The organism is Brevundimonas nasdae (genome assembly GCF_016654005.1).
GTDB lineage: Bacteria > Pseudomonadota > Alphaproteobacteria > Caulobacterales > Caulobacteraceae > Brevundimonas > Brevundimonas nasdae.
Genome location: NZ_JAEPWN010000014.1, coordinates 21,888 through 46,116, shown reverse-complemented (window position 1 = coordinate 46,116; position 24,229 = coordinate 21,888). Strand labels below are relative to the sequence as shown.

Genomic DNA, 24,229 nt, shown 5'->3' with positions numbered 1-24,229 from the left:
GGGGGATTGGTCCACCTTTTGCGTCCATACGGGCAGAGGAGGCGGATCTGATGCCCTGGACGCTGATTTCGACCCGGAATGAGACAACCCCGATCGCGCGCGGCGGCTGGCTGGACGCCCTGCGTTTCATCGTGGCCTTCCTGATCATTCTGCATCACTTCCAGGCCGCCGGTCCGTTCCCTCTGGCCGAGCACCTGCACCCGGTGTTCGAGCGCGGCGGCTTTCTGCTGACCAACTTCTTCCTGATCGATTCCGGCTATGTGCTGATGCGCGTCTATGGCGCAGCGGTGGACAATGGCCGGATGTCGCCGACGGACTTCTTCCTGAAGCGGTTCCTGCGCGTCACCCCGGCCCATCTGATCATGGGCCTGTCGCTGGTGGCGCTGGTGCTGCTGAGCACGGCGGCCGGCGTCGCGCCGCGCAATCCCGAATGGTTCCGCTGGGACCAACTGCCTGCTCAACTGCTGCTGCTGCAGTCTTACGGCGTCTATGGCGGCCTGGGCTGGAATGCGCCGACCTGGTCGATCTCGGCTCTGATCGGCTGCTACCTGTGCTTCCCCTGGATCATCCGCGGCCTGATGCGCCTGGGGCCATGGGCGGCGCTGGCGGCGGGTATCGGCGTCTATCTGGTCGCCAACCAGCTGTGCTGGAGCCTGCTGGGCTATCCCGTCTATCAGATGCCGATGGGCTACGGCTTCATCCGCGCCCTACCGCTGTTCTTCCTGGGCATGGCTCTGGCCTGGTTCGCCCAGAAGATCTGGATCAACCCGCGCCTGGCCGGTTGGGCCGGCATCGCCGCCGCCGTCGCCCTGGCCGTGGTGCAGAACTTCGACAAGCACGCCCTGATCTCTCTGAGCCTGATCTCGATCATCATTCTGGCGGCGGGCGCCGTGCCGGTGACCAGACCATCCAAACTGGTCGAGAAGTCCGCCCAGGTTTCGTTCTCGATGTTCATCTCCAACGAGGTGGTGCGGATCGCCTGGTTCGGCGTCGTCAATGTGGCGGCGGCCCGTTTCGCCCTGTCCGAACCGGTTCAGTGGGTGCTTTGGGGCATGGGAGTGGCCGCCGCCGTAGGCTTCGCCTTCGCCTTCCACTTCGCCATCGACAACCCGATTCAGGCGCGCATCCGCACCTGGCTGAAGAGTCGTCGCGGTAGAACCGCCGTGCGGGTTGAAGCTGGACCTGTCATTTCTATAGATGGCTGACTGGCAGCACGCACCCTGCTGAAATACTTATAGAAATAGCCATCAGGTGTGACCTATAAACAACGGAACTACGTTCCCGGAACGCAGGATCGCGATTAACCTTGCGTTGCATAACAGCTTTGCCTTTAACGTTGCCATTATCGCACAGGCTCTTGGGGGAGGCCGACATCTTCGACAGTTGGTCGACAACCAAGGATGCGGATGCGGGTGAACCCCTCGCCCGATCCGCCTGGACGCCCAGATTCAAACGCGGCGCAGGCTCTGCGGCGTGCAAGCGGGTGATGGACATCGTCCTGGCCGGTTTGGCCCTGTGGATCCTGCTGCCCGCCTATTGCGCCATCGCCCTGGCTGTCGTGATCGAAACGCGCGGCCCGGTGCTGTTCCGCCAGCGCCGCACAGGCCTGAATGGCGAAATCTTCACCATCCTGAAGTTCCGCAGCATGACGGTGACCGAGGATGGCGACAAGATCGCCCACGCCACCAAGAACGACGTCCGCGTCACCGGCGTCGGCGCCTTCATCCGCGCCACCAGTCTGGATGAACTGCCCCAGCTGGTGAATGTGATCATGGGCGACATGTCGCTGGTCGGTCCGCGCCCGCACGCCCTGGCCCATGACGCCCATTATGGCGCCCTGCTGCCCTGCTATTCGAAGCGTTTCGCCGTGCGTCCGGGCCTGACAGGCCTGGCCCAGATTTCCGGCCTTCGCGGCGAGATTCACCAGCTCAGCTGCATGGCCCGCCGGGTTGAGGCCGATGTCCTCTATGCCGACGGCTGGTCGTTCCGCGACGACATTCTGATCATCTGCCGCACCGTGCCGATGATCCTGAAGCGCGTGAACGCCTACTGATCCGCACGTCGCAGGTTTTCGAAAAACCACCGATCCTCGACCAAAGTCGCTCTCTCCAGCCGCGCTTGGCTGCGTCAGTCTGATCCTCCACGCGTCCGTCAGGCCGCGCATAACGGCCGATAACGGCGACTTGGGAGGAAATGGATCAATGGCAACCGACGCAACAACTGCGTCCGGCGAGGGGGAACATACGGTCGGTCGCAGTGATCGGCTCGTGATCCTGGCCTCCTCGGTCGGCACCGTCATCGAGTGGTACGACTTCTATCTCTACGGATCGCTGGCGGCGATCATCACGGTTCAGTTCTTCTCGGGCGTGAACGAGACCACCGGCTATATCTTCGCGCTGATGGCCTTTGCGGCCGGGTTCGCCGTGCGGCCGTTCGGCGCCATCGTCTTTGGACGTCTGGGCGACCTGTGGGGGCGCAAGAACACCTTCCTGGTCACCATGCTGCTGATGGGTTTGTCGACCTTCGTCGTCGGCCTGTTGCCGCCCTATGCGGTCATCGGCATCGCGGCGCCGATCATCCTAGTGCTGATGCGACTGATCCAGGGCCTGGCTCTGGGCGGGGAGTACGGCGGCGCCGCCACCTATGTCGCCGAGCACGCGCCCAAGGGCAAACGCGGCTTCTACACCTCCTTCATCCAGATCACTGCGACCGCAGGCCTGATCCTGAGCCTGGCCGTGATCCTGGGCGTGCGCTTCGCCGTCGGGGAAGAGGCCTTCGCCGAATGGGGCTGGCGGGTGCCGTTCCTGGTTTCGATCCTGCTGCTGGGCGTGTCCCTGTGGATCCGGCTGAAGCTGGCGGAAAGCCCGTCGTTCAAGAAGATGAAGGCCGAAGGCAAGGGCTCCAAGACCCCGCTGAAGGACAGCTTCATGAAGTGGCCCAATCTGAAGCTGGTGCTGATCGCCCTGGTCGGTCTGACCGCCGGCCAGGCCGTGATCTGGTACACGGGTCAGTTCTACGCCCTGTTCTTCCTGGAGCGGGTGCTGCGGGTTGACGCCTCCCTGGTCTATGTCCTGCTGGCCATCGCCCTGCTGGCGGCCTCGCCCTTCTTCATCTTCTGGGGCTGGCTGTCGGACAAGGTGGGCAGGAAGCCGATCATCCTTGCCGGGTGCCTGATCGCAGCCCTGACCTATATGCCGCTGTTCAACGCCCTGACCCACGCGGCCAACCCGCGTCTGGCCGAGGCTGCCGCCTCGGCGCCGGTCGTGGTCTATGCTGATCCCGCCGACTGCAATCTGCAGTTCGACCCCGTCGGCAAGACGGTCTTCAACCACTCGTGCGACCTGGCCAAATCCTACCTGGCCAAGGCGGGCGTGACCTATACGAACGTCAAGGCCCCGGCCGGAAGCGTCGCCGAGGTCCGCATCGGCGATCAGACGGTGATCAACAGCTTCCGCGGCGACGCCCTGCCCGCCGCCGACTTCGCCGCCCGGAAGAAGACCTGGGACGCCAGCCTGGGCGAGGCGCTCGCCGCCGCAGGCTATCCCGCCAAGGCTGACAGCGCCCTGGTCAACAAGCCTCTGGTCGTGCTGATCCTGTTCATACTCGGCTTCTATGTGACCATGGTGTACGGCCCGATCGCGGCGGCGCTGGTCGAGATGTTCCCGACCAAGATCCGCTACACCTCCATGTCCCTGCCCTATCATATCGGCAACGGCTGGTTCGGCGGCTTCCTGCCCACCACCGCCTTCGCCATGGTGGCCGCGACAGGCAACATCTACTACGGCCTCTGGTATCCGATCGTCGTGGCGCTGGCGACGGTCGTGCTGGGCTTCCTGCTGGTCAAGGAAGGCAAGGACGTCGATCTCAACGCCTGATCCTGCTTTCAGGCGCGGATGAGGGGGCGGGCTGTCGCGGGACAGTCCGCCCTTTCGCTTGTGAAACCCCATGCTCAAGGTTCAGATGCCGCCATGTTCAGCCTGCTGATCCTCAGCCTTGTCGTGGGCTATATGGCGATCCTGTTCGCCGTCGCCTGGTATCAGGAACGCCCGGCGACGCGCGCCAGGGGCAAGGGGCTGGGGCCGTCGGTCTATGCCCTGTCGCTGGCGATCTACTGCACTTCCTGGACCTATTACGGCGCGGTCGGCACGGCGGCGCGCAACGGGTGGGAGTATCTGCCCATCTATATCGGCCCGATCATCGGGGTGACCGTGCTGTTCCCGCTGTGGCGTCGGATCGCCGCCGCCGCCCGGCGCGAGAACGTCGGCTCCATGGCCGACTTCGTGGCGTCAAGATACGGCAAGAGCCAGACCCTGGGCGCCGCCGTCACCGTGGTCGCCATCCTGGGCTCCCTGCCCTATATCGCCCTGCAGCTGAAATCCCTGTCGATGGCGGGCGAACTGCTGACGGCGGACACGCCGGTGGCGGGGTCCGAAAGCCTGACGGTTCTGGTGCTGGCCGGGGTGCTGGCCTTCTTCGCCATTCTGTTCGGGGCGCGTCGTCCCGACCTGACCGAGCACAATCGCGGACTGATCCAGGCCATCGGGCTGGAGTCGGTGGTCAAGCTGGGCGCCCTGTTGTTCGTGGCCGTCTTCGCCCTGGTCCTGCTGCTGAACCAGGGCGCGCCGCCGCGCATCATCGAAGGCCTGGGCGCCCTGTCGCGCCCGCCCGAGGTGACGCCCAGATTCTCGGCCATCATCCTGATCTCAACCCTGGCCATCTTCTGCCTGCCGCGTCAGTTCCATGTCGCCTTTGTCGAGGGCGCCGCGCCGTCGGACGTGAAGCGGGCGCGCTGGATCTTCCCCATCTATCTGCTGCTGACCAGTCTGGCGGTCCTGCCTCTTGTGGCGGCGGGGGCCCTGTTCGCCCCGGCGGTGAACCCGGATCTTCTGGTGCTGGCCCTGCCGTTCGGACGAGGTGAGAGCCTGCTGACCGCCATCGTCTTCGTCGGCGGCTTCTCGGCGGCGACGGCGATGGTCATCGTAGAGGCCGTAGCCCTGTCGGCCATGGTGTCCAACAGCCTGATCCTGCCCTTCGTGGCGCGGGACCGCTGGCGCGTGCGGGGCGACGCCTCGGACATGGCGGGCACGATCCTGCACGTGCGGCGCGCGGCCATCGTCGCCGTGCTGCTGCTGGCCTGGGTCTATTATCAGGCGATGGACCAGTCGCACGGTCTGGCAGCCATGGGGCTGGTGTCCTTCGCCGCCCTGGCGCAGCTGGCGCCCGCCCTGTTCGGCGCGGTCCTGTGGCGGGGCGGCCATGCGGTCGGCGCCTTGGCCGGCATGGCGGTCGGCCTGACCATCTGGATCATCATGCTGGCCCTGCCGCAGTTGGCGCCGGACGCGGCCTGGCATCCGCATCGGCTGCTGGGGATCGACGACCCGCTGGCCCTTGGGGTGTTCGTCAGCCTGGGCCTGAATCTGGCGGTCTATGTCGGGGTGTCGCGCATCGCCCAGCCGCGCCTGATCGACCGGGTTCAGGCCCGCGCCTTCGTGGACCGGATCGGCCCGGACTGGACCGAGAACCGCCCCTCGCCTTCCGGCGCTTCTGTCGGCGACCTGCGCGCCCTGGTCGCCCGGTTCATCGGCGACGAGCGGGCCGAGCGCGCCTTCACCGCCTGGGGCAATGAGACGGACACCCGGCTGCGCGACGCCGACCCCGCCGACGCGGCCCTGGCGCGGGCGGCCGAACGGATGCTGGCGGGCGCCATCGGCGCCGCATCGGCCCGGCGCGTCATCGCCGCGGCCTTAGCCGGGGTCGGACGCGCGCCCGAGGACGTGGTGCGGATGCTGGACGAGGCGTCGCAGGCGGTTCAGTTCAACCGCGACCTGCTGCAGACCACTCTGGACAACATCGACCAAGGCGTGATCGTGGTGGACGAGGATCTGCGCGTCACCGCCTGGAACCGGCGCTATGTCTCCATGTTCGAACTGCCGGTCGGCTTCGTCCACGTCGGCCTGCCCATCGCCAGCATCTATCGCCTGAACGCCGAACGCGGCGAGAGCCCCAACGACATTGAGGCCTGGGTCGAGCGGCGGCTGGAAGCCCTGAGCCGCCGCATTCCCCACGACCACGAACGCCAGCAGCCGGACGGGCGGGTGCTGCGGTCGTCCGGCGCGCCCATCCCCGGCGGGGGCTACGCCACCAGCTACACCGACATCACCGCCCTGCGCCGCGCCGCGCGCCAGCTGGAGGAAGCCAACGAACGGCTGGAGGCCCGCGTCGCCGACCGCACGGCGCGCCTGGACGAAGCCCGCCAGATCGCCGAGGACGCCACCGCCTCCAAGACCCGGTTCCTGGCCGCCGCCAGCCATGACCTGCTGCAGCCGTTGCACGCCGCGCGACTGTTCATCGCCGCCCTGAAGGAAGAGCCCGCCGTGTCCGGCGCGGGGGCCGATCCCGCCAGCCACACCCTGGCCGTCAACGCCGACCGCGCCATCGACAGCGCCCACCGGCTGCTGACCGCCCTGCTGAACCTGTCTAAGCTGGAGGCCGGGGGCGTCAGCGCGGCGGTGACGCGCCTGTCGCTGGGCGGGCTGTTCGACGAACTGCGCCGCGAATATGAGCCGGTGGCCGAGGCCAAGGGGTTGCGCCTGACCATCATACCCAGTCGGCTGTGGATATCGTCAGATCGCGACCTGCTGCGCTCCATGCTGCAGAACCTGATCTCCAACGCCATCCGCTACACCGACGCGGGGCGTGTGCTGGTGGGGACCCGGCGGCATGGCGAGACGGTGCAACTGGTGGTCGCCGACACCGGACGCGGCATTCCCGAGGCCGATCGGGAGACGGTCTTCGGCGAGTTCGTGCGCCTGCCCGGCGCCCCAGTGGACGAGCCGGGCGCGGGTCTGGGCCTGGCCATCGTGCGGCGCCTGTCCAGCCTGCTGGATCACCCGCTTGAGCTGAGTTCGGGCGCGGGACGGGGCACGACCTTCCGCATCACCGCCCCGCGCGCCGCCGCCGCACCGGTCGCCGACATGACGCCGGTGCGCGAGGCCCGACTGCCTCTGGCGGGCCTGCGCGTCCTGTGCGTGGACAATGAACCGGTCATCCTGGATGCGCTGAACGCCCTGCTGACCCGTTGGGGCGCGAAACCGACCCTGGCCGCGGGCATCGCAGCGGCCAAGGCGGCGCAGGGACCGTTCGACGCCGCCGTAATCGACCTGCACCTGGGCGACGGGCCCGAAGGGTTCGCCCTGATCGACTGGCTGCGTCCGCTGGGCGTGCGCCGCATCGCCCTGGTCACCGCCGACACCCGCGATGGTCTGAACGAACAGGCGACGGCGGCGGGCGCGATCCTGCTGCCCAAGCCGATCAAGCCTGCGGCCCTGAAGGCGTTTCTGTCGAGCTAAGCTCAACCTGCGTTCACCTCAGAACCGTCATTCCGGGGCGTCCGAAGGACGAACCCGGAAACCAGGAGGATCGTATCCAGCGTCAAAAACGTCCAGCGATGCGACCGTAGCCCTGGGTTCCAGGTTCTTCGCTTTGCTCAGCCCCGGAATGACGATCTGCAATATCGTCGGATTGAATGACGGCTGCCTCTGTCGGGTCAGCTGGGATCCAGCTGTTTGGCCAGGATCACCGCCTGTGTGCGGTTATGGACGCCCAGCTTGCGGAACACACTGGTCAGGTGCGCCTTGATCGTGGCCTCGGACACACCCAGGTCAAAGGCGATCTGCTTGTTCAACCGCCCGGCCTTCAGCCCCTCAAGAATGCGCAGCTGCGACGGCGTCAGGCTGGACACGCGTGCGGCCAGATCATCCGCGTCTTCGACGTCGGGCAGGTCCGGCGCCCAGCTGTCCCCCGCCAGGATGGCGGCGATGGCCTCGACCATCTGCGGCAGGGCGGCGGATTTGGGGATGAAGCCCGCCGCGCCCAGTCCCAGAGCGTGACGCACCACCGGCGCATCCTCGCTGGCGGAAATCACGGCGACCGGCACAGCCGGATATTCGGCCCGGACCGCGGCGAGGCCCGCCATCCCCTCGCTGTCCGACAGTTTCAGATCCAGCAGCAACAGGTCCACGGGGGCGGTCTGCATGGCCGCCTTGGCCTCCGCCAAGCTGGCGCATTCCTCGACGGCGGCGCCCGGCGCCGCCTTGTCGAGGGCGGACCGCAAGGCGGCGCGGAACAGCGGATGGTCGTCAGCGATGACGATGCGATCCATAGGCGTCCTTCCCATGCGCGGCCTTCTGTCGTCCGCATTGGCGACATCATGGCGCGGTTCGACTTTGGTCGAAACTAGACCAATGGCCAATGGCCTCCACCACCTCAAGGAGAAAAGGTTCGAGGAACGCAGGCCTGCACAAGACGGGCCCGGGAGGACTCTAAGGATGATCAAGACCAGCCTTATGGCGGGGTCGGCTGTCGCCGCCCTACTGATCACGCCTGGCGCCGCCTCGGCCCAGACCGGCGGCGGTCAGGCCGCGCTTGAAGCCCGCATCGCCCAGCTTGAGGCCGAGCTGACCGCGTTGAAGACCGAAGTGGTCGCCTCACGCACCCAGCAGGCGGCCCAGCAACAGGACATCCTGCGGTTGGAGACGCGCCCCGCCGCCACTCCACCGGCGCCGGTTCAACAGGCCGCCGCCCCCGCGCCCCTGAGCGAAGGCTTCCGCATCGGCGACCACACGGTCCGGTTCGGCGGCTTCATAAAACTGGACGCCTCCGTGTCGCGCTATTCCGACGGCGCCCCGCTGAACGGCGATTCCATGCGCGAATTCCACGTCCCCGGTTCGGTGCCCATCGGCGGCCAGCGCGAGGATGCGGCGACCGATTTCAACGCCCGCCAGACCCGATTCTGGCTGACCACCGACGGGGTGGTCGGCGGCCACAAGATCGGCACGCGGCTGGAGATGGACTTCCAGACCCTGCCCGGCGTCACGGACCAGCGCACCACCAGCCCGGCCAACCCGGCCCTGCGCCGCGCCTTCGTCACCATCGACAACTGGCTGTTCGGCCAGGAGTGGTCGAACTTCCAGAACACCGCCGTCCTGCCTGAATCCGCCGATTTCATCGGCGCGGCGGAAGGCACGGTCTTCGTGCGCCAGGCCCAGGTCCGCTATACGCGCGGCCCCCTGTCCATCTCGGTCGAGAACCCCGAGACGACCGTCACCCCGTTCGGCGGCGGCGCGCGCATCCTGAACAACGCCAACAGCCTGCCGGACGTGACCGCCCGATATGCCGTCTCGCGGCCTTGGGGCGATGTGCAGGTCGCCGGCCTGCTGCGTCAGCTGAAACACCAGAACACCGCCGCCGACATCGATGCGTCCACGACCGGCTGGGGCCTGTCGGCCTCGGCCAAGATCAAGGTCGGCGACAAGGACGACATCCGCCTGATGCTGAGCGGCGGCGAAGGGATCGGCCGCTATCTGGGGCTGAACTTCTCCAACGACGCCGTTGTAACCGCGTCGGGCGACCTGGAGGCCATCGGCGTGGTCGCCGGGTTCGCCGCCTATCGCCACGTCTGGGCGCCGGGCGTGCGCTCCAATCTGATCTGGTCGGCGCAGCGGGTGGACAACGACACCGCAATCACCGGCCTGAACGTCAACCGGTCCGCCCAGAGCCTGCATGCGAACTTGATCTGGTCGCCGGTTGCTGCCTTTGATCTGGGCGCCGAGCTGATGTTCGCGGATCGCGAAATCGAGACCGGCGCGAGCGGCGACATGACGCGTCTTATCCTGTTCGCAAAATACGGATTCTGATCTGATGTTGGAGACATCCCGCGTGCCTGATTCCGAACTCTATCCGGTTCCCGCCGAGCTGGCCGCCAAGGCCCACATGAACCGGCAGGCCTATGAGGCGGCGCGGATCGCAGCGCGCGAAACGCCCGACGCCTTCTGGTCGGAACAGGCGAAGCGGCTCGACTGGATCAAGGCGCCGACGAAGATCAAGGACGTCTCCTTCAAGAAGGAGGACTTCCGCATCCGCTGGTTCGAGGACGGGGTGCTGAACGTCTCGGCCAACTGCATCGACCGCCACCTGCCCCATCGCAAGGACGAGACGGCGATCATCTGGGAAGGCGACGATCCCGCGGACAGCCGCGCCATCACCTATGGCGAGCTGCATGACGAAGTCTGCCGCATGGCCAATGTGCTGAAGGCGCATGGGGCCAAAAAGGGCGACCGGATCACCCTGTATCTGCCCATGATCCCCGAGGCCGCCTACGCCATGCTGGCCTGCGCGCGGATCGGGGCGGTGCATTCGGTCGTGTTCGGCGGATTTTCGCCCGACAGCCTGTGCGGCCGGATCGAGGACTGCGGATCGACCCTGGTCATCACCGCCGACGAAGGCGTGCGCGGCGGCAAGGCCGTGCCGCTGAAGGCCAATGTCGATGCGGCGCTGGAGAAGGTGAAGGTCGACACGGTTCTGGTCGTGCGCCGCACGGGCGCAGACGTGCCGATGATCGACGGTCGCGACTTCGACTACGCCGCCGAGGCCGCCAAGGTCACGACCGACTGCCCGCCCGAGCCGATGAACGCTGAAGACCCGCTGTTCATCCTCTACACCTCGGGATCGACGGGAAAGCCCAAGGGGGTGCTGCACACCACGGGCGGCTATCTGTTCTGGGCCGCCTGGACGCATGAACTGGTGTTCGACTATCGCCCCGGCGAGGTCTTCTGGTGCACCGCCGACGTGGGCTGGGTCACCGGCCATTCCTATCTGCTGTACGGCCCGCTGGCGAATGCGGCGACGACCCTGATGTTCGAGGGCGTGCCCAACTATCCCGACAGCAGCCGCTTCTGGCAGGTGGTGGACAAGCACAAGGTCGAGATCTTCTACACCGCCCCCACGGCCCTGCGCGCCCTGATGCGCGAGGGCGACGCCCCGGTGAAGGCGACCTCGCGCGCCTCGTTGCGCATCCTCGGCACGGTCGGCGAGCCGATCAACCCCGAGGCCTGGCGCTGGTATCATGAGGTCGTCGGCGACAGCCGCTGCCCCATCGTGGACACCTGGTGGCAGACCGAGACGGGCGGCCATCTGATCACGCCCCTGTCCGGCGCCACCGACCTGAAGCCCGGCTCCGCCACCCTGCCCCTGCCCGGCGTCGAGCTGCAGATCGTCGATGCGGAAGGTCAGGAGTTGACCGGCGCCGTGTCCGGCAACCTGTGCATCACCGACAGCTGGCCGGGCCAGATGCGCACCGTCTATGGCGACGACCAGCGCTTCTTCGACACCTATTTCTCGACCTATCCGGGCCGCTATTTCACCGGCGACGGCTGCCGTCGGGACGAGGACGGCTATTACTGGATCACCGGACGGGTGGACGACGTCATCAACGTCTCGGGCCACCGCATGGGCACAGCCGAGATCGAGAGCGCCCTGGTGCTGCATGACGATGTCGCCGAGGCCGCCGTGGTCGGTTATCCGCACGACATCAAGGGCCAGGGCATCTACGCCTATGTCACCCTGAACAAGGGTGTTGAGGCCAGCGAAGACCTGCGAAAGGCGCTGGTCGCCCATGTCCGTCGCGAGATCGGCCCCATCGCCGCCCCCGACGTGATCCAGTGGGCGCCGGGCCTGCCCAAGACCCGCTCGGGCAAGATCATGCGCCGCATCCTGCGCAAGATCGCCGAAAACGAGATCGGCGCCCTGGGCGACACCTCGACCCTGGCCGACCCGTCGGTCGTGGACGATCTGGTCAAGAACCGCGCGGGCGCCTGATTTCCGGCTTCTGACGCCACGCTTAATCAAGGCTCGGGCTTCAACCCCGGGCCATAGCGGCCTATCAGTGCGGCGACCCGCCGCAGCCTGAGCCGTCCATGCCTCGTTTCCTGTCCCGCCTGCCGATCGACGGCTATCTTCTGGCCCTGATCGGCATGGTGGTTCTGGCGGCCCTGCTGCCCGCCAGCGGCCAGGGCGCGGTCGTGATGGACGTGGTGGTCAAGGTCGCCATCGCCCTGCTGTTCTTCCTGTATGGGGCGCGGATGTCGCCTGCGGCCATTGCGGCGGGCCTGATGCACTGGCGGCTGCAGGGGACCGTCTTCCTCAGCACCTTCCTGCTGTTTCCCCTGCTGGGTCTGGGGCTGGTCTTCCTGATGCGCGGGTCGCTGCAGCCCGACCTGCTGACCGGCATGATGTTCCTGTGCCTGCTGCCGTCCACGGTGCAGTCGTCGATCGCCTTCACCTCCATCGCGGGCGGCAACGTCCCCGGCGCCCTGACCAGCGCCAGTCTGTCGAACCTGATCGGCGTGGTGGTCACCCCCCTGTTGGTCGCCCTGCTGATCGGAAGCGCGGGCGGCAGCGCAGGCGGGGGCATCCATCTGCAGTCCATTCTCGACATCGGCCTGCAGATCCTGGCGCCCTTCGCCGTGGGCCAGTTGTGCCGCCCGCTGCTGCTGGGCTGGCTGACCCGTCACGCCAAGCTGACCGGGTTGGTGGATCGCGGCTCGATCCTGCTGATCGTCTACGCCGCCTTCAGCGAGGGCATGGTCGCCGGGGTCTGGTCCCATGTCGCGCCGGCCGACCTGGCAAAGGTGATCGGCCTGAACGTCGTGCTGCTGGGACTGGTGCTCGGCCTGACGCTTCTGGCAGGGCGCGCCCTCAAGTTCGACCGGCCCGACCGGATCGTCATCCTGTTCTGCGGCTCAAAGAAAAGCATGGCCAGCGGCATTCCGATGGCCGGCATCCTGTTCGCCAGCGCCTCCGTGCCGCTGATCGTCCTGCCGATCATGCTGTTCCACCAGATTCAGCTGTTCGCCTGCACCATCATCGCCCAGCGTTACGCCCGCGAAAATGCGGCCCGCCTGAAAGACGAGCCGCAGATCGAAGCCTATTGATATGATGGTGCGGGCTTAGCAGTCCGCGAGGCTCAACGTCTTCTCCGCCGCCTGGCCGCCCGCCGCATCGGCGCGGTTGGCGGCGCCCAGCAGGGCCTTCAGCGAGGCGGTGGCCACATCCGGGTCGGTCGCCACGCCGAAGATGGTGCGCCCGTCCGCCGTGCGGCACTCGACATAGGCCGCCGCCTGGGCGTCGCCGCCATGGCCGATGGCGTGTTCGTGGTAGTCCTCGATATCCAGCACCAGGCCGCAGTCTTCACGCAGTGCGTCCAGCACGCTGGACAGGAAGCCGTTGCCGCGCCCTGAAATCCGGCGCTCTTCGCCATTCAGGCGGATGCGGCCCGTGAAGCGGCGCTCCTGCCCGGGCGCCGAGCGCCCTTCTTCATAGTCCACCAAGGCGAACGGGCCGTTCCCGCCCTCCGGCGCATAGACAGAACGGAACACGTCCCAGATATCGGCGGCGGTCAGTTCGCGGCCCACCTGATCGGCGAAGGCCTGAACATGCTGGCTGAAGTCGGCCTGCATGCGCTTGGGCAGTTTCAATCCCTTGTCCTGTTCCAGCACCCAGGCGAAGCCGCCCTTGCCGGACTGGGAGTTGACGCGGATCACCGCCTCGTACGACCGGCCCAGATCGGCCGGGTCGATGGGCAGATAGGGCACGTTCCAGATATGGTCGTTGCGCTTGGCCTGGGCGGCGAAGCCCTTCTTGATCGCGTCCTGGTGGCTGCCCGAGAAGGCGGTGAAGACCAGTTCTCCGGCATAGGGATGGCGCGGATGGACCGGCAGGGCGTTGCAGTGTTCGACCGTCTGGATCACCGCATCCATGTCCGAGAAGTCCAGCTCAGGATCGACCCCTTGCGTGTACAGATTCAGCGCCAGGGTCACCAGATCGACATTGCCGGTGCGCTCGCCATTGCCGAACAGGCAACCCTCGACGCGGTCGGCGCCGGCCATGACCGACAGTTCCGCCGCCGCCACGCCCGTGCCCCGGTCGTTGTGCGGGTGAACCGATACGATCACGCTGTCGCGGCGCGAGATGTGGCGGCAGAACCATTCCACCTGGTCCGCATAGACGTTCGGCGTCGCCGCCTCGATCGTGGCGGGCAGGTTGAAGATGATCGGCCGCTCGGGCGTCGGCTCGATCACGTCCAGAACGGCCTCGCAGACCTCCAGGCTGTAGTCCAGTTCGGCGGTGGAGAAGGTCTCGGGACTGTATTCGAAGCGCCAGTCGGTGTCGGGGCGGCGCTCGGCCTCCTCACGCATCCGCGACATGCCCTCGACGGCGATCTTCTTGATGCCCGCGCGGTCCATGCCGAAAACGATCTCGCGCCAGGCGGGCGACAGGGCGTTGTACATGTGGACGACGGCGGTCCTGGCGCCTTCCAGGCTTTCGAACGACCGGGCGATCAGATCCGCCCGCGCCTGGGTCAGCACCTGCACCACCACGTCGTCGGGAATGCTGCCCGCGCGGACCAGGCCGTTGATGAAGTCGAACTCGGTCGCGCCCGCCGAGGGGAAGCCGACCTCGATCTCCTTGACGCCGATTTTGACCAGCAGGTCGAAGAAGCGCTGCTTCTTCTCGGCGTTCATCGGATCGATCAGGGCCTGGTTGCCGTCGCGCATGTCCGTCGACAGCCAGCGCGGCGCCTTGTCGATGGTGCGGCTGGGCCACTGGCGATCCGGCAGATCAATGGTCGGGAACGGGCGATATTTGATGGAGGGGTCGCGCAACACGGTGCGTCTCCTGAGAACTTCGTAGCGATATGTGGGGTACGACAGGCGTGATCCGCCGCCGGGCAGCCGTCAGTCCCGGCGGCAGCCAATAAGTCGCGACCCGGCGAGCAGGCGCTCTGCCGGACGAAGATTCAGGGAAAGGGCGAAAGAATTTGCCACGCAAGACCCTACCAAGGATCGTCTGGCGAAACAATCCACCCTTTGCGTGTTGACAGGATTTGGAGCGGGTGAGGGGAATCGAACCCCTGACATTCAGCTTGGGAAGCTGACGTTCTACCTCTGAACTACACCCGCGCCGGGCGGTCGGAGCTGCGTCGCGGAGACGGCTCGACCCTTGATCCCATAGCGGCGCGGGCGGTTCGGCTCAAGGCGATATGCGGCGGCAGGCCGCCGCATCCGCATCTTACTGCACGGGTTCGACGGTGACGCCGCGCGATTTCAGGATGGCCTGGACGCTGTCCTCGCCGGCCAGGTGGGCGGCGCCGACGGCGATGAAGGCGGTGCCGGAGCCCTGCAGCAGGGTCTGGATTTGGTTGGCCCAGTCGGTGTTCCGCTCGACCAGCAGCACCTTGTACAGTTCGGGGGAGTCCGACTTCATTTCCTGAACGGCGACCCGGTCCAGAGTGGCGACGTCGCCCTGCGCCCAGGCGCTGACCATGGTGTCGAGCATGGTCGTGGCCTCGTCATAGTTCTTCAGCGTCTCACGCAGGAAGGCCAGTTGCGTGTCGTCGGGCAGGTTGGCCAGCATGCCGATCTGCTTGTCCAGCGTCTCGAAGCCATGGATCGGCTTGCCCGCCGCCTCGGCCCGCGCCTTCAGGGCCATTTCGACGCCGGACTTGGGATCATACCCCGCCTTGACCAGGGGAGCGACCGACAGGCTGAGCGCCGCCAGCCAGGGCTTCATGATGTCGATCTGGGCCGCGCTGGCGCCGATGGCCTTGGCGGCCTCGTCCAGTTCGGCGACTTCCTCCGGCGTCAGGCGGCTGCTGAGCGGCGTCTGCGGCGACAGGCCATGCTGCTGGATCAGGGGGATGATGGCGGCCTGATCGTCGGGGTTGCTGATCTCGAACCAGATGTCGGAAGCGCTATCGAAGGCTGCGTTGACGCGCGGGCTGGCCCAACCCGTGGTCGGGCGCAGCACATGGATCGAGCCGAACAGATACAGGGTCGAGTCCGCATCCTTGACCACCCACAGGGCCGGGCCTTGCCCTTGAATGGCGGGATGGGCGGCGGCGGGCGCGGCGTCCTGGGCCAGGGCCTGACCGGGCGCGCCCGAGATGGCGAAGAACAGGGCCAGACCACCAGCCGCGCCGACGGCGGCGCGGGCGAGGTTGGAGGCGGAGGTCTTGAGGACGGCGGACAGTTTCATGAAGTCTCCTTGATCGTCTTGGATCAGATGTGGATTGGCGGGATCAGGCCAGGCCGCGACGAACGCTGACGGCCAGGGATGCGGCGAGATAGACAGCCATCAGGACGGCGTAGACGTCCCAGGCGGTCAGGGGCGTGGCGACGCCCAGACGTTCGGCAGCGGCCCAGATGAACAGCAGGCCTTGGCCCAGGAAGAAGGCGATGGTCGCCGTCTCCAGCACCGAACGGCGCAGCAGTTCGTCAGCCTGCCGATAAACGCGCCAGTTCATCACCGTATGGGCGACGAACAGGAGGGCGATGGCGGCGACGCCGAAGAGAGGCGGCAGGCCGGTCAGGCTGAACACCATCGGCAGCAGCAGGATGAGGCCGGAAAAGCCGATGACCAGGGCCTGGAAGCGGGCGACCGCGATCTCATGAGCGGACGCCGGTCCTTCCAGTTTGTACATGCGGCCGAGGCGGCGGGCGTCCAGGCTGGTGATCAACACGGCGATCGCGCCGAAGATAAGGCCGCCCGCCAGCAGGCAGGCCAGCACGTCCGACCATCTGAGGTCCGCCGCAGGCAGGGCATGAGGGAAGACTTCGGCGGCGAGATGACCCACGCCATAGCCCACCACGCCGCAGACGGCGAAGATCAGGGCGATGCCGCCAAGCGGTTTGGCCCATTGCGGCATGGACTTGGAAGACAGGTTCGTCATGGCGAGGCCCTATTCCGAGAAGATGGATTCGATGGGTTGTTCGAAGATCCGGGCGATCTTGAACGCGAGCGGCAGGGACGGGTCGTAACGACCGGTCTCCAGCGCATTGACGGTCTGGCGCGATACGCCCAGCACCTCGGCCAGATGGGCCTGGGACCAGTCGCGTTCGGCGCGCAGAACCTTGAGACGGTTATTCATGGCTCAGCCCCGCATCCGCGCCAGCCACCACCAGGTCCAGACGACGATATAGCCGATCATCATCGGCGCCAGCATCAGGGCCGCGCCGGTCAGCATATAGTCGATCGGCTGGCCGCCCGTGCCGATGGACCGTGCGATCACCTCGCGCCATGGCCCCGCCGACGCCAGAATGAAGGCGATGCCGCCCACGCACATGCCGCCAGAACCGCCCCAGTACCAGGCGGACTTATGGGCTTCGCGCGCGGCCTCATCGATGGAGCGCATCCATTCAGCGCCGATCCACAGCGCGCCGATCATCATGCCCGCGGCATAGATGCCGAACACGGTCAGAATGGCCACGCTATCAGGGAACCAGCCTGCCTTCTCGCCATAACCGGCGAGGATCGCGCCTGGAATGAGGAACGCAATGCCGGCGCCCAATGTGATGGCGGTCGCCTTGGTGACCTTCGACCATTTGCGCATTCGTCAATACCCCTTGTCTAAATGACAAGTGTATTTGTCACACCGACAAAGGCATTGTCAAGCGAGCTTTCCATATTTCATGCGGAGATGTTTCAGTCCCCGCTCGGCGCGATCAGTTCGGGGCGGCTGATGATGCGCGGCGCGGTTTCGACCGGAGGCAGCTCGGGCAGGGCCTTGCCCTCATGGTCGACCTGCAGGTCCTCGAAGCGGCGAGCCGATACCATGACCTGGCTTTCCAGCGACCCGACGAACTGGTTGTATTTGCCGACCGCCTGATCCAGCGCCCGCCCGACGGCGGAGGCGTGCCCCCCCATGACCGACAACCGCTTGTAAAGCTCGCGCCCCAGAGCGGCGACCTTGTCGGCGTTGGCGGCCTGCTCCTCGGCGCGCCAGCCATAGGCGACGGCCTTGCAAAGGGCGAACAGGGTCGAGGGCGTGGCGATGACGACGCGGGATTCCATGGCGTTCGACAGCAGATCGGGGTCATGGTCCAGCGCCGTGGCCAGGAAGCTGTCGCCCGGCACGAACAGGACGACAAAATCGGGGCTGGGCTTGAACTGGTCCTGATAGGCCTTGGTCGACAGCTGGCGCACGTGGGTTTTCAGGCTGGCGGCGGTGCGCAGACCGACCGAGCGGGCGCGCGCTTCTTCATCCCCCTCTCCTTCGTCAAAGGCCAACGGCACCTTGGCGTCGATCACGAACATGCCGCCGCCGGGCAGGCGCACGATGAAGTCGGGGCGGTTCTGGCGGCCCTCGTCGTCGGCGCTGGAGGTCTGTTCGGTGAAGTCGAACCGTCCGGCCATGCCTGCGGCCTCCAGCACATTGCGGCAGGTCTGTTCGCCCCAGCGTCCGCGACGGCCGGTGTTGCCGCGCAGGGCCTCGGTCAGCTTGCGGGCCTCGTCGCGCGTGGCGGATGAGGCCGTCATCAGGGCCGCCAACTGCTCGCGCAGGCCGCCTGTCTCCTCGGCGCGGGTCTTCTCCAGCGCGGCGACATGCTCCTGGAACTTGGTCAGGGTGTCGGCGACGGGCTTGAGCTGAGCCGCCATCCGCTCGCGCGCCAGCTGGTCCTGGGCGCGGAAGGTCTCGGTCGCGCGGCTGACCATCTGATCCGCCACCACCTGCGCCGACTGGGCCGCCTGGGCGCGCAGCAGTTCGCCCATGGTGACGCGGCTTTCCTCGACCAGATCAATCCGCGCCTCGGCCGCCGCCAGATCGCCGCGTGTCCGCTGCCAGCCCATATAGGCCCACAGGAAACCGCCCCCTAGAACGGCGGCGAGCAGGGCGAGGATGGGGACGATCATGTTCATGCTCCGTTCCTAGCCGGAGTCGCGGCGGTTTTGAAGCCGCCCGCATCTTTCAGGAACGCCGGTCGCTCCCTGACGTTGGTTTGGCTGCATCCATTCGTTCAATGAGAGGCGCCCATGACACCCGTAGAACCCGACCGCCACGACAAGGCCGCCGACGCGGTCCACGAAGGACGCCCCGTCGAGGCGCAATATGTGCGCGGCGGCCGACGCAATCCGCGCATGCTGGTGCTGCTGTTGTTGTCGACCGGCGCGGTGGCCATCCTGCTGTTGGGCATGTGGCTGGTGTCCAATGGCGGCTTCAGCGCCCAGAACCCGACCGTCGGCGAGCAGGCGGCGCAGGCCCGCACTTTCGACGAGACAGATGGGGGAACGCCCGCCGCTCAGACGCCGCCCGCGACGCCGTCCAACTGATCGACCTCAGGCGGGACGGCGCGCCCGCAGGGCCTGGACGATGGTGCCGTCGTCCAGCCAATCCAGTTCGCCGCCGACCGGCACGCCGCGCGCCAGAGAAGTGACCTCGACCTCCGGGCCGGAAATACGTTCGGCGACATAATGGGCCGTGGTCTGGCCGTCGACAGTGGCAGGCAGGGCCAGCACGACCTCGCGCACGCCGCCGCCCCGAACCCGTCCAACCAGTTCGGTGATGCGCAGATGCTCAGGCCCTACGCCGTCGAGGGCGGACAGCAGGCCGCCCAGCACGTGATATTTGCCGCGGAATGCGCCGGACCGCTCCATGGCCCACAGAGCGCCGGCCTCCTCGACCACGCAGATCAGGCCGTTGTCGCGCGAACCGTCTGAACAGATGGCGCAGGGATCGCGGGTGTCGGGCGCGCCGCACACCGAGCAGGACACGACCTTCTCCGCCGTCTCAGCCAGAGACGCCGCCAGCGGCACAAGCAGTTGCTCGCGCCGCTTCAACAGGGCCAGCGCCGCACGACGCGCGGATCGCGGGCCTAGACCCGGCAGCTTGGCCAGCAGCGAAATGAGCCGTTCGATCTCCGGCCCGGCGGACGCGGCCATCAGAAGAGTTTCGGCATTCCGGGAATGTTCATCCCGGCCATCGGACCCGCCGCCTCACGCATCAGGGCGTTGTTCTGCTCATCCAACTTGCGCTTGGCGTCGGCGTGGGCGGCGACGATCAGGTCCGCCAGGATCTCGCCCTCGCCGGGGGTCAGCAGGCTGTCGTCGATCTTGATCGCCGTGATCTCTCCCGGCCCCTTCAGGGACACCGAGACGAGCCCGCCGCCCGAGGAGCCCTCGGCGGAGGTTTCGGCCATCCTGGCCTGGGCGTCCTGCAGCTTTTGCTGCATCGCCTGGGCCTGCTGCATAAGTTGGGTAAGGTCTTTCATACCCCCTAGATAGGGCGAACGACGCGTGTCGCACAGGGGGTTCGTTTCGTGGCGCGTCGTCGCATATGGAAACATTGAATTGCTGGTTTTGCACTTGCAGCAATTCTCAGAGCGCCTAATTAGCACCTGCACTCGTTGCTAATCTAATCAGGACGCCTCCCCAATGGCCTATGATGCCGTAACCCAACGCGACGCCCCGCTGTCGGACGCCGCCCTGTCGCAGCTTTTCACCGAAGCGCGCACCCGCAACGCCTGGAGCGACCGCCCCGTCGCGCCGGAACTGCTGCACAAGCTGTACGACCTGACCAAGTTCGGCCCCACGGCGGTCAACGCCACCCCGGCCCGCTTCCTGTTCATCACCTCGCCCGAGGCCAAGGCCCGTCTGGCCCCGCTGATGGCTGAAGGCAACCGCGCCAAGACGCTGCAGGCGCCGGTGAACCTGATCATCGCCCAGGACATCGACTTCCATCATCACCTCGACACCCTGTTCCCGCACGCGCCGGGCGCCAAGGACTGGTTCGGTGAAGAAGCTGGTCGCCGCGAAACCGCCTTCCGCAACGCCTCGCTGCAAGGCGGTTATCTGACCATCGCCGCCCGCGCCCTGGGTCTGGACGTCGGCCCAATGTCCGGTTTCGACGCCGCCGGCGTGAAGGCCGAGTTCTTCGCCGACAGCAATGTCGAGCCGAACTTCATCATCAACCTGGGCTATGGCACCGACGAGAACCTGTTCCCGCGCTCGCCGCGCCTGTCGTTCGATCAGGCCGCGAAAATTCTCTGAGGCGAAGCCTGCTTTAGAAGATCAAAGGCCCCGGACGCTGGTCCGGGGCCTTTTCGTTTTCAGTCCTCGTCGTCGCCTGCGTCGTCGGGGATTTCCGGGGTCACCACCGTGGGGGCGATCCGCTTGATCTCGCCCAGGGTCGCGCCGGGGAAGGCCTTCAGCACCGCAACCACGAACGGATCGGCCTCGACCGCCGCACGCTCGGCCGCGCGGGCCTTCTTCTGTTGTTCGATCAGGGTTTCGCCGCCGCCCTGGCCGTTGGCGGCGATCAGCCAGGTGCGGCCGGTCCATTCCTTCAACCGCCCAGCCAGCTTGCGCGCCAGTTCAATCGGCGCGCCCTCGACGCTTTCATAGACGATGGCGCCGGGCTTGAACGAGACGGGTTTGACGAACCGCTCGACATCCATCTGCAGGCCGATTTCGCGCTTCTCGCCGATCAGGGCCACGACCTGCTCGAAACTCTGCGGATTGGGCAAGGCGGCCTGAACCACCGGACGCGCCGCCAGTTGGGCCGAGGCGCCGCCGCCCCCGCCTCCACCGCCGCCGCCACGCGGAGCCGAGCCGCCGCCGATGGGATCGCCGGACTGCAGACGTTTCAGCGCCTCTTCCGGTCCCGGCAGGTCGGCGGCATAGGCCAGACGCACGATGGCCATCTCCACCGCATCGGCGGGATTGGGCGCGCGGCGCACCTCGTCCAACGCCTTCAGCAGCATCTGCCAGGTGCGCGACAGGGTCGCCGCGGGAATGGCCGCGCCCAGGGCCGTCAGCTTCTGCGCCTGATCATTGGGCAGGCGGGTCGCATTCGGGCCCAGCATCTTGGCGACCGAGGCCGCGTGGCAATGCTCCAGCAGGTCGTTGGTCACCTGCACCGGATCGGCGCCGAAGCCGTACAGGGTGCGGAAATTCTCCAGCGCCTCGGGCGTGCGGCCCGCCATGATCGATTCGAACAGGGCGATGGTCTGGCTGCGGTCGGCCAGACCCAGCATGTCGCGCACCGTCTCGGTCTTGACCATCTGGCCGCGCTCGGCCTGCACCAGGGCCTGATCCAGCAGCGACAGGCCGTCGCGCACCGAGCCTTCCGCCGCGCGTGAGATCAGGGCCAGGGCGTCCTGTTCGATCTTCATGCCTTCGCGGTCGGCGATCCGGCCCAGGTGCTCGACCAGGATCTCCGGCTCGACCCGGCGCAGGTCGAAGCGCTGGCAGCGGCTGAGGATCGTCACCGGCACCTTGCGGATTTCGGTCGTGGCGAAGATGAATTTGGCGTGGGGCGGCGGCTCTTCCAGCGTCTTCAGCAGGGCGTTGAACGCCTGCGTCGACAGCATGTGGACCTCGTCCAGCACATAGACCTTGTAGCGGGCCTCGACCGGGGCGTAGCGGACGCTTTCCAGGATGTCGCGGATGTCGTTGACGCCCGTGTGCGACGCGGCGTCCATCTCCATGACGTCCATGTGTTGCCCGGCCATAATGGCGGCGTCGTGCCGTCCGTGGGCGCTCAGGGTCAGCGACGGCCGGTCGATGGTGTCGGTTTCATTGTTCAGCGCGCGGGCCAGCAGACGCGCGGTCGTGGTCTTGCCGACCCCCCGCACCCCGGTCAGCATGAAGGCGTGGGCGATCCGGCCTGTGGCGAAGGCGTTGGTCAGGGTGCGCACCATCGCCTCCTGCCCGATCAGGTCCTCAAAGGTGCGCGGGCGGTATTTGCGCGCCAGCACCTGATAGGCGGCGCCGTCGTCGGCATGGGCCACGCCCTCCGACGGCGCGGTTTTGGGCGCGACGACAGGCGCCGCAGCCACGGTCGCGGCAGCCGGTTCAGGCGCAGGCGCGCCGAACATATCGTCGGTGTTCTCGTCGCGTTCGGCGACGTCGTCCTCTTCCCAGGGCGGGCCGTCGAGGCTGGGGTCATGGTCCGTCATGGCGACAGTCTTACAGTGCGTAATGCTCGCGGCGAAGCCGGACACGCGCGAAAATGCGCGAAGCCCACAGTTGCCGACGCCTGAGGCCTAAAGCGGCGTGTTTCTCAAACGTATGTCCTCGTAACCCCTCATCGATAGATCGCGCATGATCTGCACGACCTCTCCGTAAGGAGCCGACACGTCCGCCCGCACATAGACGGTCTGTTCGATGTTGATGCCGAAGGCATAGAGGCTTCGGCCGATCTCCGCTTTTGACGGCAGGTTAGCCTGCTCGCCGCCCCATGTGGAAATTTCCACTGTTCCGTCGGCATTCAGACCAATCTCCGCAGCGTCTGACCACGAAGCGTCGAAATCGCACCCGATCCCAGGGGGCATTCTGATCTCAGTCAGTTGCTGACGCGGCTCCGAGGGCGCCGATCCGCAGGCGCTTAGAGGGAGCAACGCGATGAGCCATAGCCGCTTCATATAACGACAGTCTCATAATCAGCCGCGTCCGACAACGCGCCGCATCCCGCAGACCGCGTCGCGAGCATGGCGCACTCAAAATGCAGGGGAAGTAGAGACCGCGACCCGAAGGTGAATTCGTTGTGGCTGCTGCCTTCCGGCCCTGACCAGATTGGCGAAGCCTTCGCCCGCGATCTCCGAGAGGGGATATGACGGCTGATGCGATGAGAATCAAGTCTTCTCGCCCCTCCTGCAGCGGCGCTACAAGGAGGCATGGCTCACCTGAACATCTTCGCCGGCAATCCGCTGGACCGCGCCGGCGACCTTCGCAACGATCCCGAGTGGCTGGCCGAGCAGGCGGACAAGCCTTACGCCCAGGCGATGGTGCTGTGGGAAGGCCGCCCGCTGATCGAGGACAGCGCGGACGGTCCGCGCCTGACCTGGCTGTCGATGGCCCACGCCCGCGACATGGTGCGCGACCGCGAACTGTTCCTGGGCCTGTGGAAGGACGAGCCGGTCTTCGCCGTCGAATTCGAAGGCTCAATCGACCCCGCCGAGGGGCCGGTGCGGGGCATTGGCGCCTTTCATGAGATGCGGGCCGCCGCCGCCATCCTGTCGGCAAGCGAGGCCGCCATGGCGGGCGGCGCCAAGAGCCTGTTCGACTGGCGGCGCAGGCACGGCTTCTGCGCCAACTGCGGCACCCTGACCCAGACGGCGTCGGGCGGCTGGAAACGCGTCTGCCCGGCCTGCGGAACCGAACATTTCCCCCGCGTCGATCCGGTCACCATCATGCTGCCCGTCTATAAGGGCGGGCCGGAGCCGGTCTGTCTTCTGGGACGTCAGGCCGCCTGGCCGCAGGGCCGGATGTCGGCCCTGGCCGGTTTCCTGGAGCCCGGCGAATCAATCGAGGAGGCCTGCGCCCGCGAGGTGAAGGAAGAGGCGGGCCTGACGGTGGTCGACACGGCCTATCACTCCAGCCAGCCGTGGCCCTTCCCGTCGCAACTGATGATCGGCCTGATCGCCGAGGTGTCGGACAATCAGGCGCAACCGGACCAGACCGAACTTGAATCGGTCGCCTGGCTGACGCGGGCCGAGGCGCGAGCGGTGCTGGCGGGCGAACACCCGACGATCCAGGCCCCGCCCCCCTTCGCCATCGCCCACAGCCTGATCAAGGCCTGGGCGGAGGAGGCTTAAGGCGCAATCGGCACTCAGCG

21 protein-coding genes, 1 tRNA gene and 1 other RNA gene are annotated in these 24,229 nt (G+C 66.8%); 10 read left to right on the top strand and 13 right to left on the bottom strand.

The window, feature by feature from the left end; genetic code table 11:
* Positions 1-50 precede the first annotated feature (50 nt).
* The 4 genes from JKF87_RS16760 (at position 51) to JKF87_RS16745 (ending at position 7,349) form a co-directional block, all read left to right on the top strand.
* Positions 51-1,205: an acyltransferase family protein gene (locus JKF87_RS16760; RefSeq protein WP_201101024.1), complete on the top strand. Its 1,155-nt coding sequence runs from the start codon at positions 51-53 to the stop codon at positions 1,203-1,205.
* A gap of 152 nt (positions 1,206-1,357) precedes the next feature.
* Positions 1,358-2,053, top strand: coding sequence for a sugar transferase (locus JKF87_RS16755; protein WP_236261467.1), 696 nt, complete (start codon positions 1,358-1,360; stop codon positions 2,051-2,053).
* Between the two features lie 148 nt (positions 2,054-2,201).
* A complete protein-coding gene (locus JKF87_RS16750) occupies positions 2,202-3,875 on the top strand; it encodes an MFS transporter (RefSeq protein WP_201101023.1) in 1,674 nt (557 codons plus the stop codon).
* A 93-nt stretch (positions 3,876-3,968) separates the two neighbouring features.
* Positions 3,969-7,349 (top strand): PAS-domain containing protein, encoded by a 3,381-nt coding sequence (locus tag JKF87_RS16745; protein WP_201101022.1) that lies wholly within the window; start codon positions 3,969-3,971, stop codon positions 7,347-7,349.
* 197 nt (positions 7,350-7,546) lie between these two features.
* Here the strand turns inward: JKF87_RS16745 and JKF87_RS16740 are convergent, their stop codons facing one another.
* A complete protein-coding gene (locus JKF87_RS16740) occupies positions 7,547-8,176 on the bottom strand; it encodes a response regulator transcription factor (protein WP_236261466.1) in 630 nt (209 codons plus the stop codon).
* A 151-nt stretch (positions 8,177-8,327) separates the two neighbouring features.
* On the opposite strand from JKF87_RS16740, the gene JKF87_RS16735 reads away from it, so the two are divergent.
* The 3 genes from JKF87_RS16735 (at position 8,328) to JKF87_RS16725 (ending at position 12,770) form a co-directional block, all read left to right on the top strand.
* A complete protein-coding gene (locus tag JKF87_RS16735; protein WP_201101021.1) occupies positions 8,328-9,695 on the top strand; it encodes a DcaP family trimeric outer membrane transporter in 1,368 nt (455 codons plus the stop codon).
* Positions 9,696-9,699: 4 nt separating this feature from the next.
* On the top strand, positions 9,700-11,655 hold the full coding sequence (gene acs / locus JKF87_RS16730) for an acetate--CoA ligase (RefSeq protein ID WP_201101020.1): 1,956 nt from the start codon (positions 9,700-9,702) through the stop codon (positions 11,653-11,655).
* 98 nt (positions 11,656-11,753) lie between these two features.
* Positions 11,754-12,770 (top strand): bile acid:sodium symporter family protein, encoded by a 1,017-nt coding sequence (locus tag JKF87_RS16725; RefSeq protein WP_201101019.1) that lies wholly within the window; start codon positions 11,754-11,756, stop codon positions 12,768-12,770.
* A gap of 15 nt (positions 12,771-12,785) precedes the next feature.
* Here the strand turns inward: JKF87_RS16725 and leuA are convergent, their stop codons facing one another.
* The 7 genes from leuA to JKF87_RS16690 all read right to left on the bottom strand — a co-directional run bounded on the left by leuA (position 12,786) and on the right by JKF87_RS16690 (position 18,534).
* The gene (gene leuA, locus JKF87_RS16720; RefSeq protein WP_201101018.1) at positions 12,786-14,504 is read right to left on the bottom strand and encodes a 2-isopropylmalate synthase; all 1,719 of its coding nucleotides are present in this window, start codon (positions 14,502-14,504) and stop codon (positions 12,786-12,788) included.
* Between the two features lie 219 nt (positions 14,505-14,723).
* Positions 14,724-14,798 (bottom strand) — tRNA-Gly (locus JKF87_RS16715).
* Positions 14,799-14,907: 109 nt separating this feature from the next.
* Positions 14,908-15,873 carry a TraB/GumN family protein gene (locus tag JKF87_RS16710; protein WP_201101017.1) on the bottom strand — a complete coding sequence of 322 codons (966 nt, stop codon included), beginning with the start codon at positions 15,871-15,873 and terminating at the stop codon, positions 14,908-14,910.
* A gap of 43 nt (positions 15,874-15,916) precedes the next feature.
* The gene (locus tag JKF87_RS16705; protein ID WP_201101016.1) at positions 15,917-16,567 is read right to left on the bottom strand and encodes a hypothetical protein; all 651 of its coding nucleotides are present in this window, start codon (positions 16,565-16,567) and stop codon (positions 15,917-15,919) included.
* Positions 16,568-16,576: 9 nt separating this feature from the next.
* Positions 16,577-16,765, bottom strand: coding sequence for a helix-turn-helix transcriptional regulator (locus tag JKF87_RS16700; RefSeq protein WP_201101015.1), 189 nt, complete (start codon positions 16,763-16,765; stop codon positions 16,577-16,579).
* A gap of 3 nt (positions 16,766-16,768) precedes the next feature.
* The gene (locus JKF87_RS16695) at positions 16,769-17,227 is read right to left on the bottom strand and encodes a hypothetical protein (protein ID WP_201101014.1); all 459 of its coding nucleotides are present in this window, start codon (positions 17,225-17,227) and stop codon (positions 16,769-16,771) included.
* A gap of 92 nt (positions 17,228-17,319) precedes the next feature.
* Positions 17,320-18,534 (bottom strand): DNA recombination protein RmuC, encoded by a 1,215-nt coding sequence (locus JKF87_RS16690; protein ID WP_201101013.1) that lies wholly within the window; start codon positions 18,532-18,534, stop codon positions 17,320-17,322.
* Between the two features lie 114 nt (positions 18,535-18,648).
* Between JKF87_RS16690 and JKF87_RS16685 the strand changes: the two genes are divergently transcribed.
* On the top strand, positions 18,649-18,945 hold the full coding sequence (locus JKF87_RS16685) for a hypothetical protein (protein WP_201101012.1): 297 nt from the start codon (positions 18,649-18,651) through the stop codon (positions 18,943-18,945).
* 6 nt (positions 18,946-18,951) lie between these two features.
* On the opposite strand, the gene recR is transcribed toward JKF87_RS16685, so the two are convergent.
* Both recR and JKF87_RS16675 read right to left on the bottom strand, forming a co-directional pair.
* Entirely contained in the window at positions 18,952-19,554 is a 603-nt protein-coding gene (recR, locus tag JKF87_RS16680) for a recombination mediator RecR (RefSeq protein WP_201101011.1), read from the bottom strand.
* On the bottom strand, positions 19,554-19,883 hold the full coding sequence (locus JKF87_RS16675) for a YbaB/EbfC family nucleoid-associated protein (protein WP_201101010.1): 330 nt from the start codon (positions 19,881-19,883) through the stop codon (positions 19,554-19,556). The genes recR and JKF87_RS16675 overlap by 1 nt, the downstream gene beginning before the upstream one ends.
* A 163-nt stretch (positions 19,884-20,046) precedes the next feature.
* On the opposite strand from JKF87_RS16675, the gene JKF87_RS16670 reads away from it, so the two are divergent.
* Positions 20,047-20,661 carry a malonic semialdehyde reductase gene (locus JKF87_RS16670; RefSeq protein WP_201101009.1) on the top strand — a complete coding sequence of 205 codons (615 nt, stop codon included), beginning with the start codon at positions 20,047-20,049 and terminating at the stop codon, positions 20,659-20,661.
* Positions 20,662-20,720: 59 nt separating this feature from the next.
* On the opposite strand, the gene JKF87_RS16665 is transcribed toward JKF87_RS16670, so the two are convergent.
* The 3 genes from JKF87_RS16665 to ffs form a co-directional block, all read right to left on the bottom strand.
* Complete coding sequence (locus JKF87_RS16665; RefSeq protein WP_201101008.1) at positions 20,721-22,571, bottom strand: DNA polymerase III subunit gamma/tau; 1,851 nt, start codon at positions 22,569-22,571, stop codon at positions 20,721-20,723.
* An 87-nt stretch (positions 22,572-22,658) separates the two neighbouring features.
* Positions 22,659-22,946 carry a biopolymer transporter ExbD gene (locus JKF87_RS16660; RefSeq protein ID WP_201101007.1) on the bottom strand — a complete coding sequence of 96 codons (288 nt, stop codon included), beginning with the start codon at positions 22,944-22,946 and terminating at the stop codon, positions 22,659-22,661.
* 176 nt (positions 22,947-23,122) lie between these two features.
* Positions 23,123-23,218: signal recognition particle sRNA small type (gene ffs / locus JKF87_RS16655), an RNA gene on the bottom strand.
* A 70-nt stretch (positions 23,219-23,288) separates the two neighbouring features.
* On the opposite strand from ffs, the gene nudC reads away from it, so the two are divergent.
* On the top strand, positions 23,289-24,209 hold the full coding sequence (gene nudC / locus JKF87_RS16650) for an NAD(+) diphosphatase (RefSeq protein ID WP_201101006.1): 921 nt from the start codon (positions 23,289-23,291) through the stop codon (positions 24,207-24,209).
* Positions 24,210-24,229: the final 20 nt, after the last annotated feature.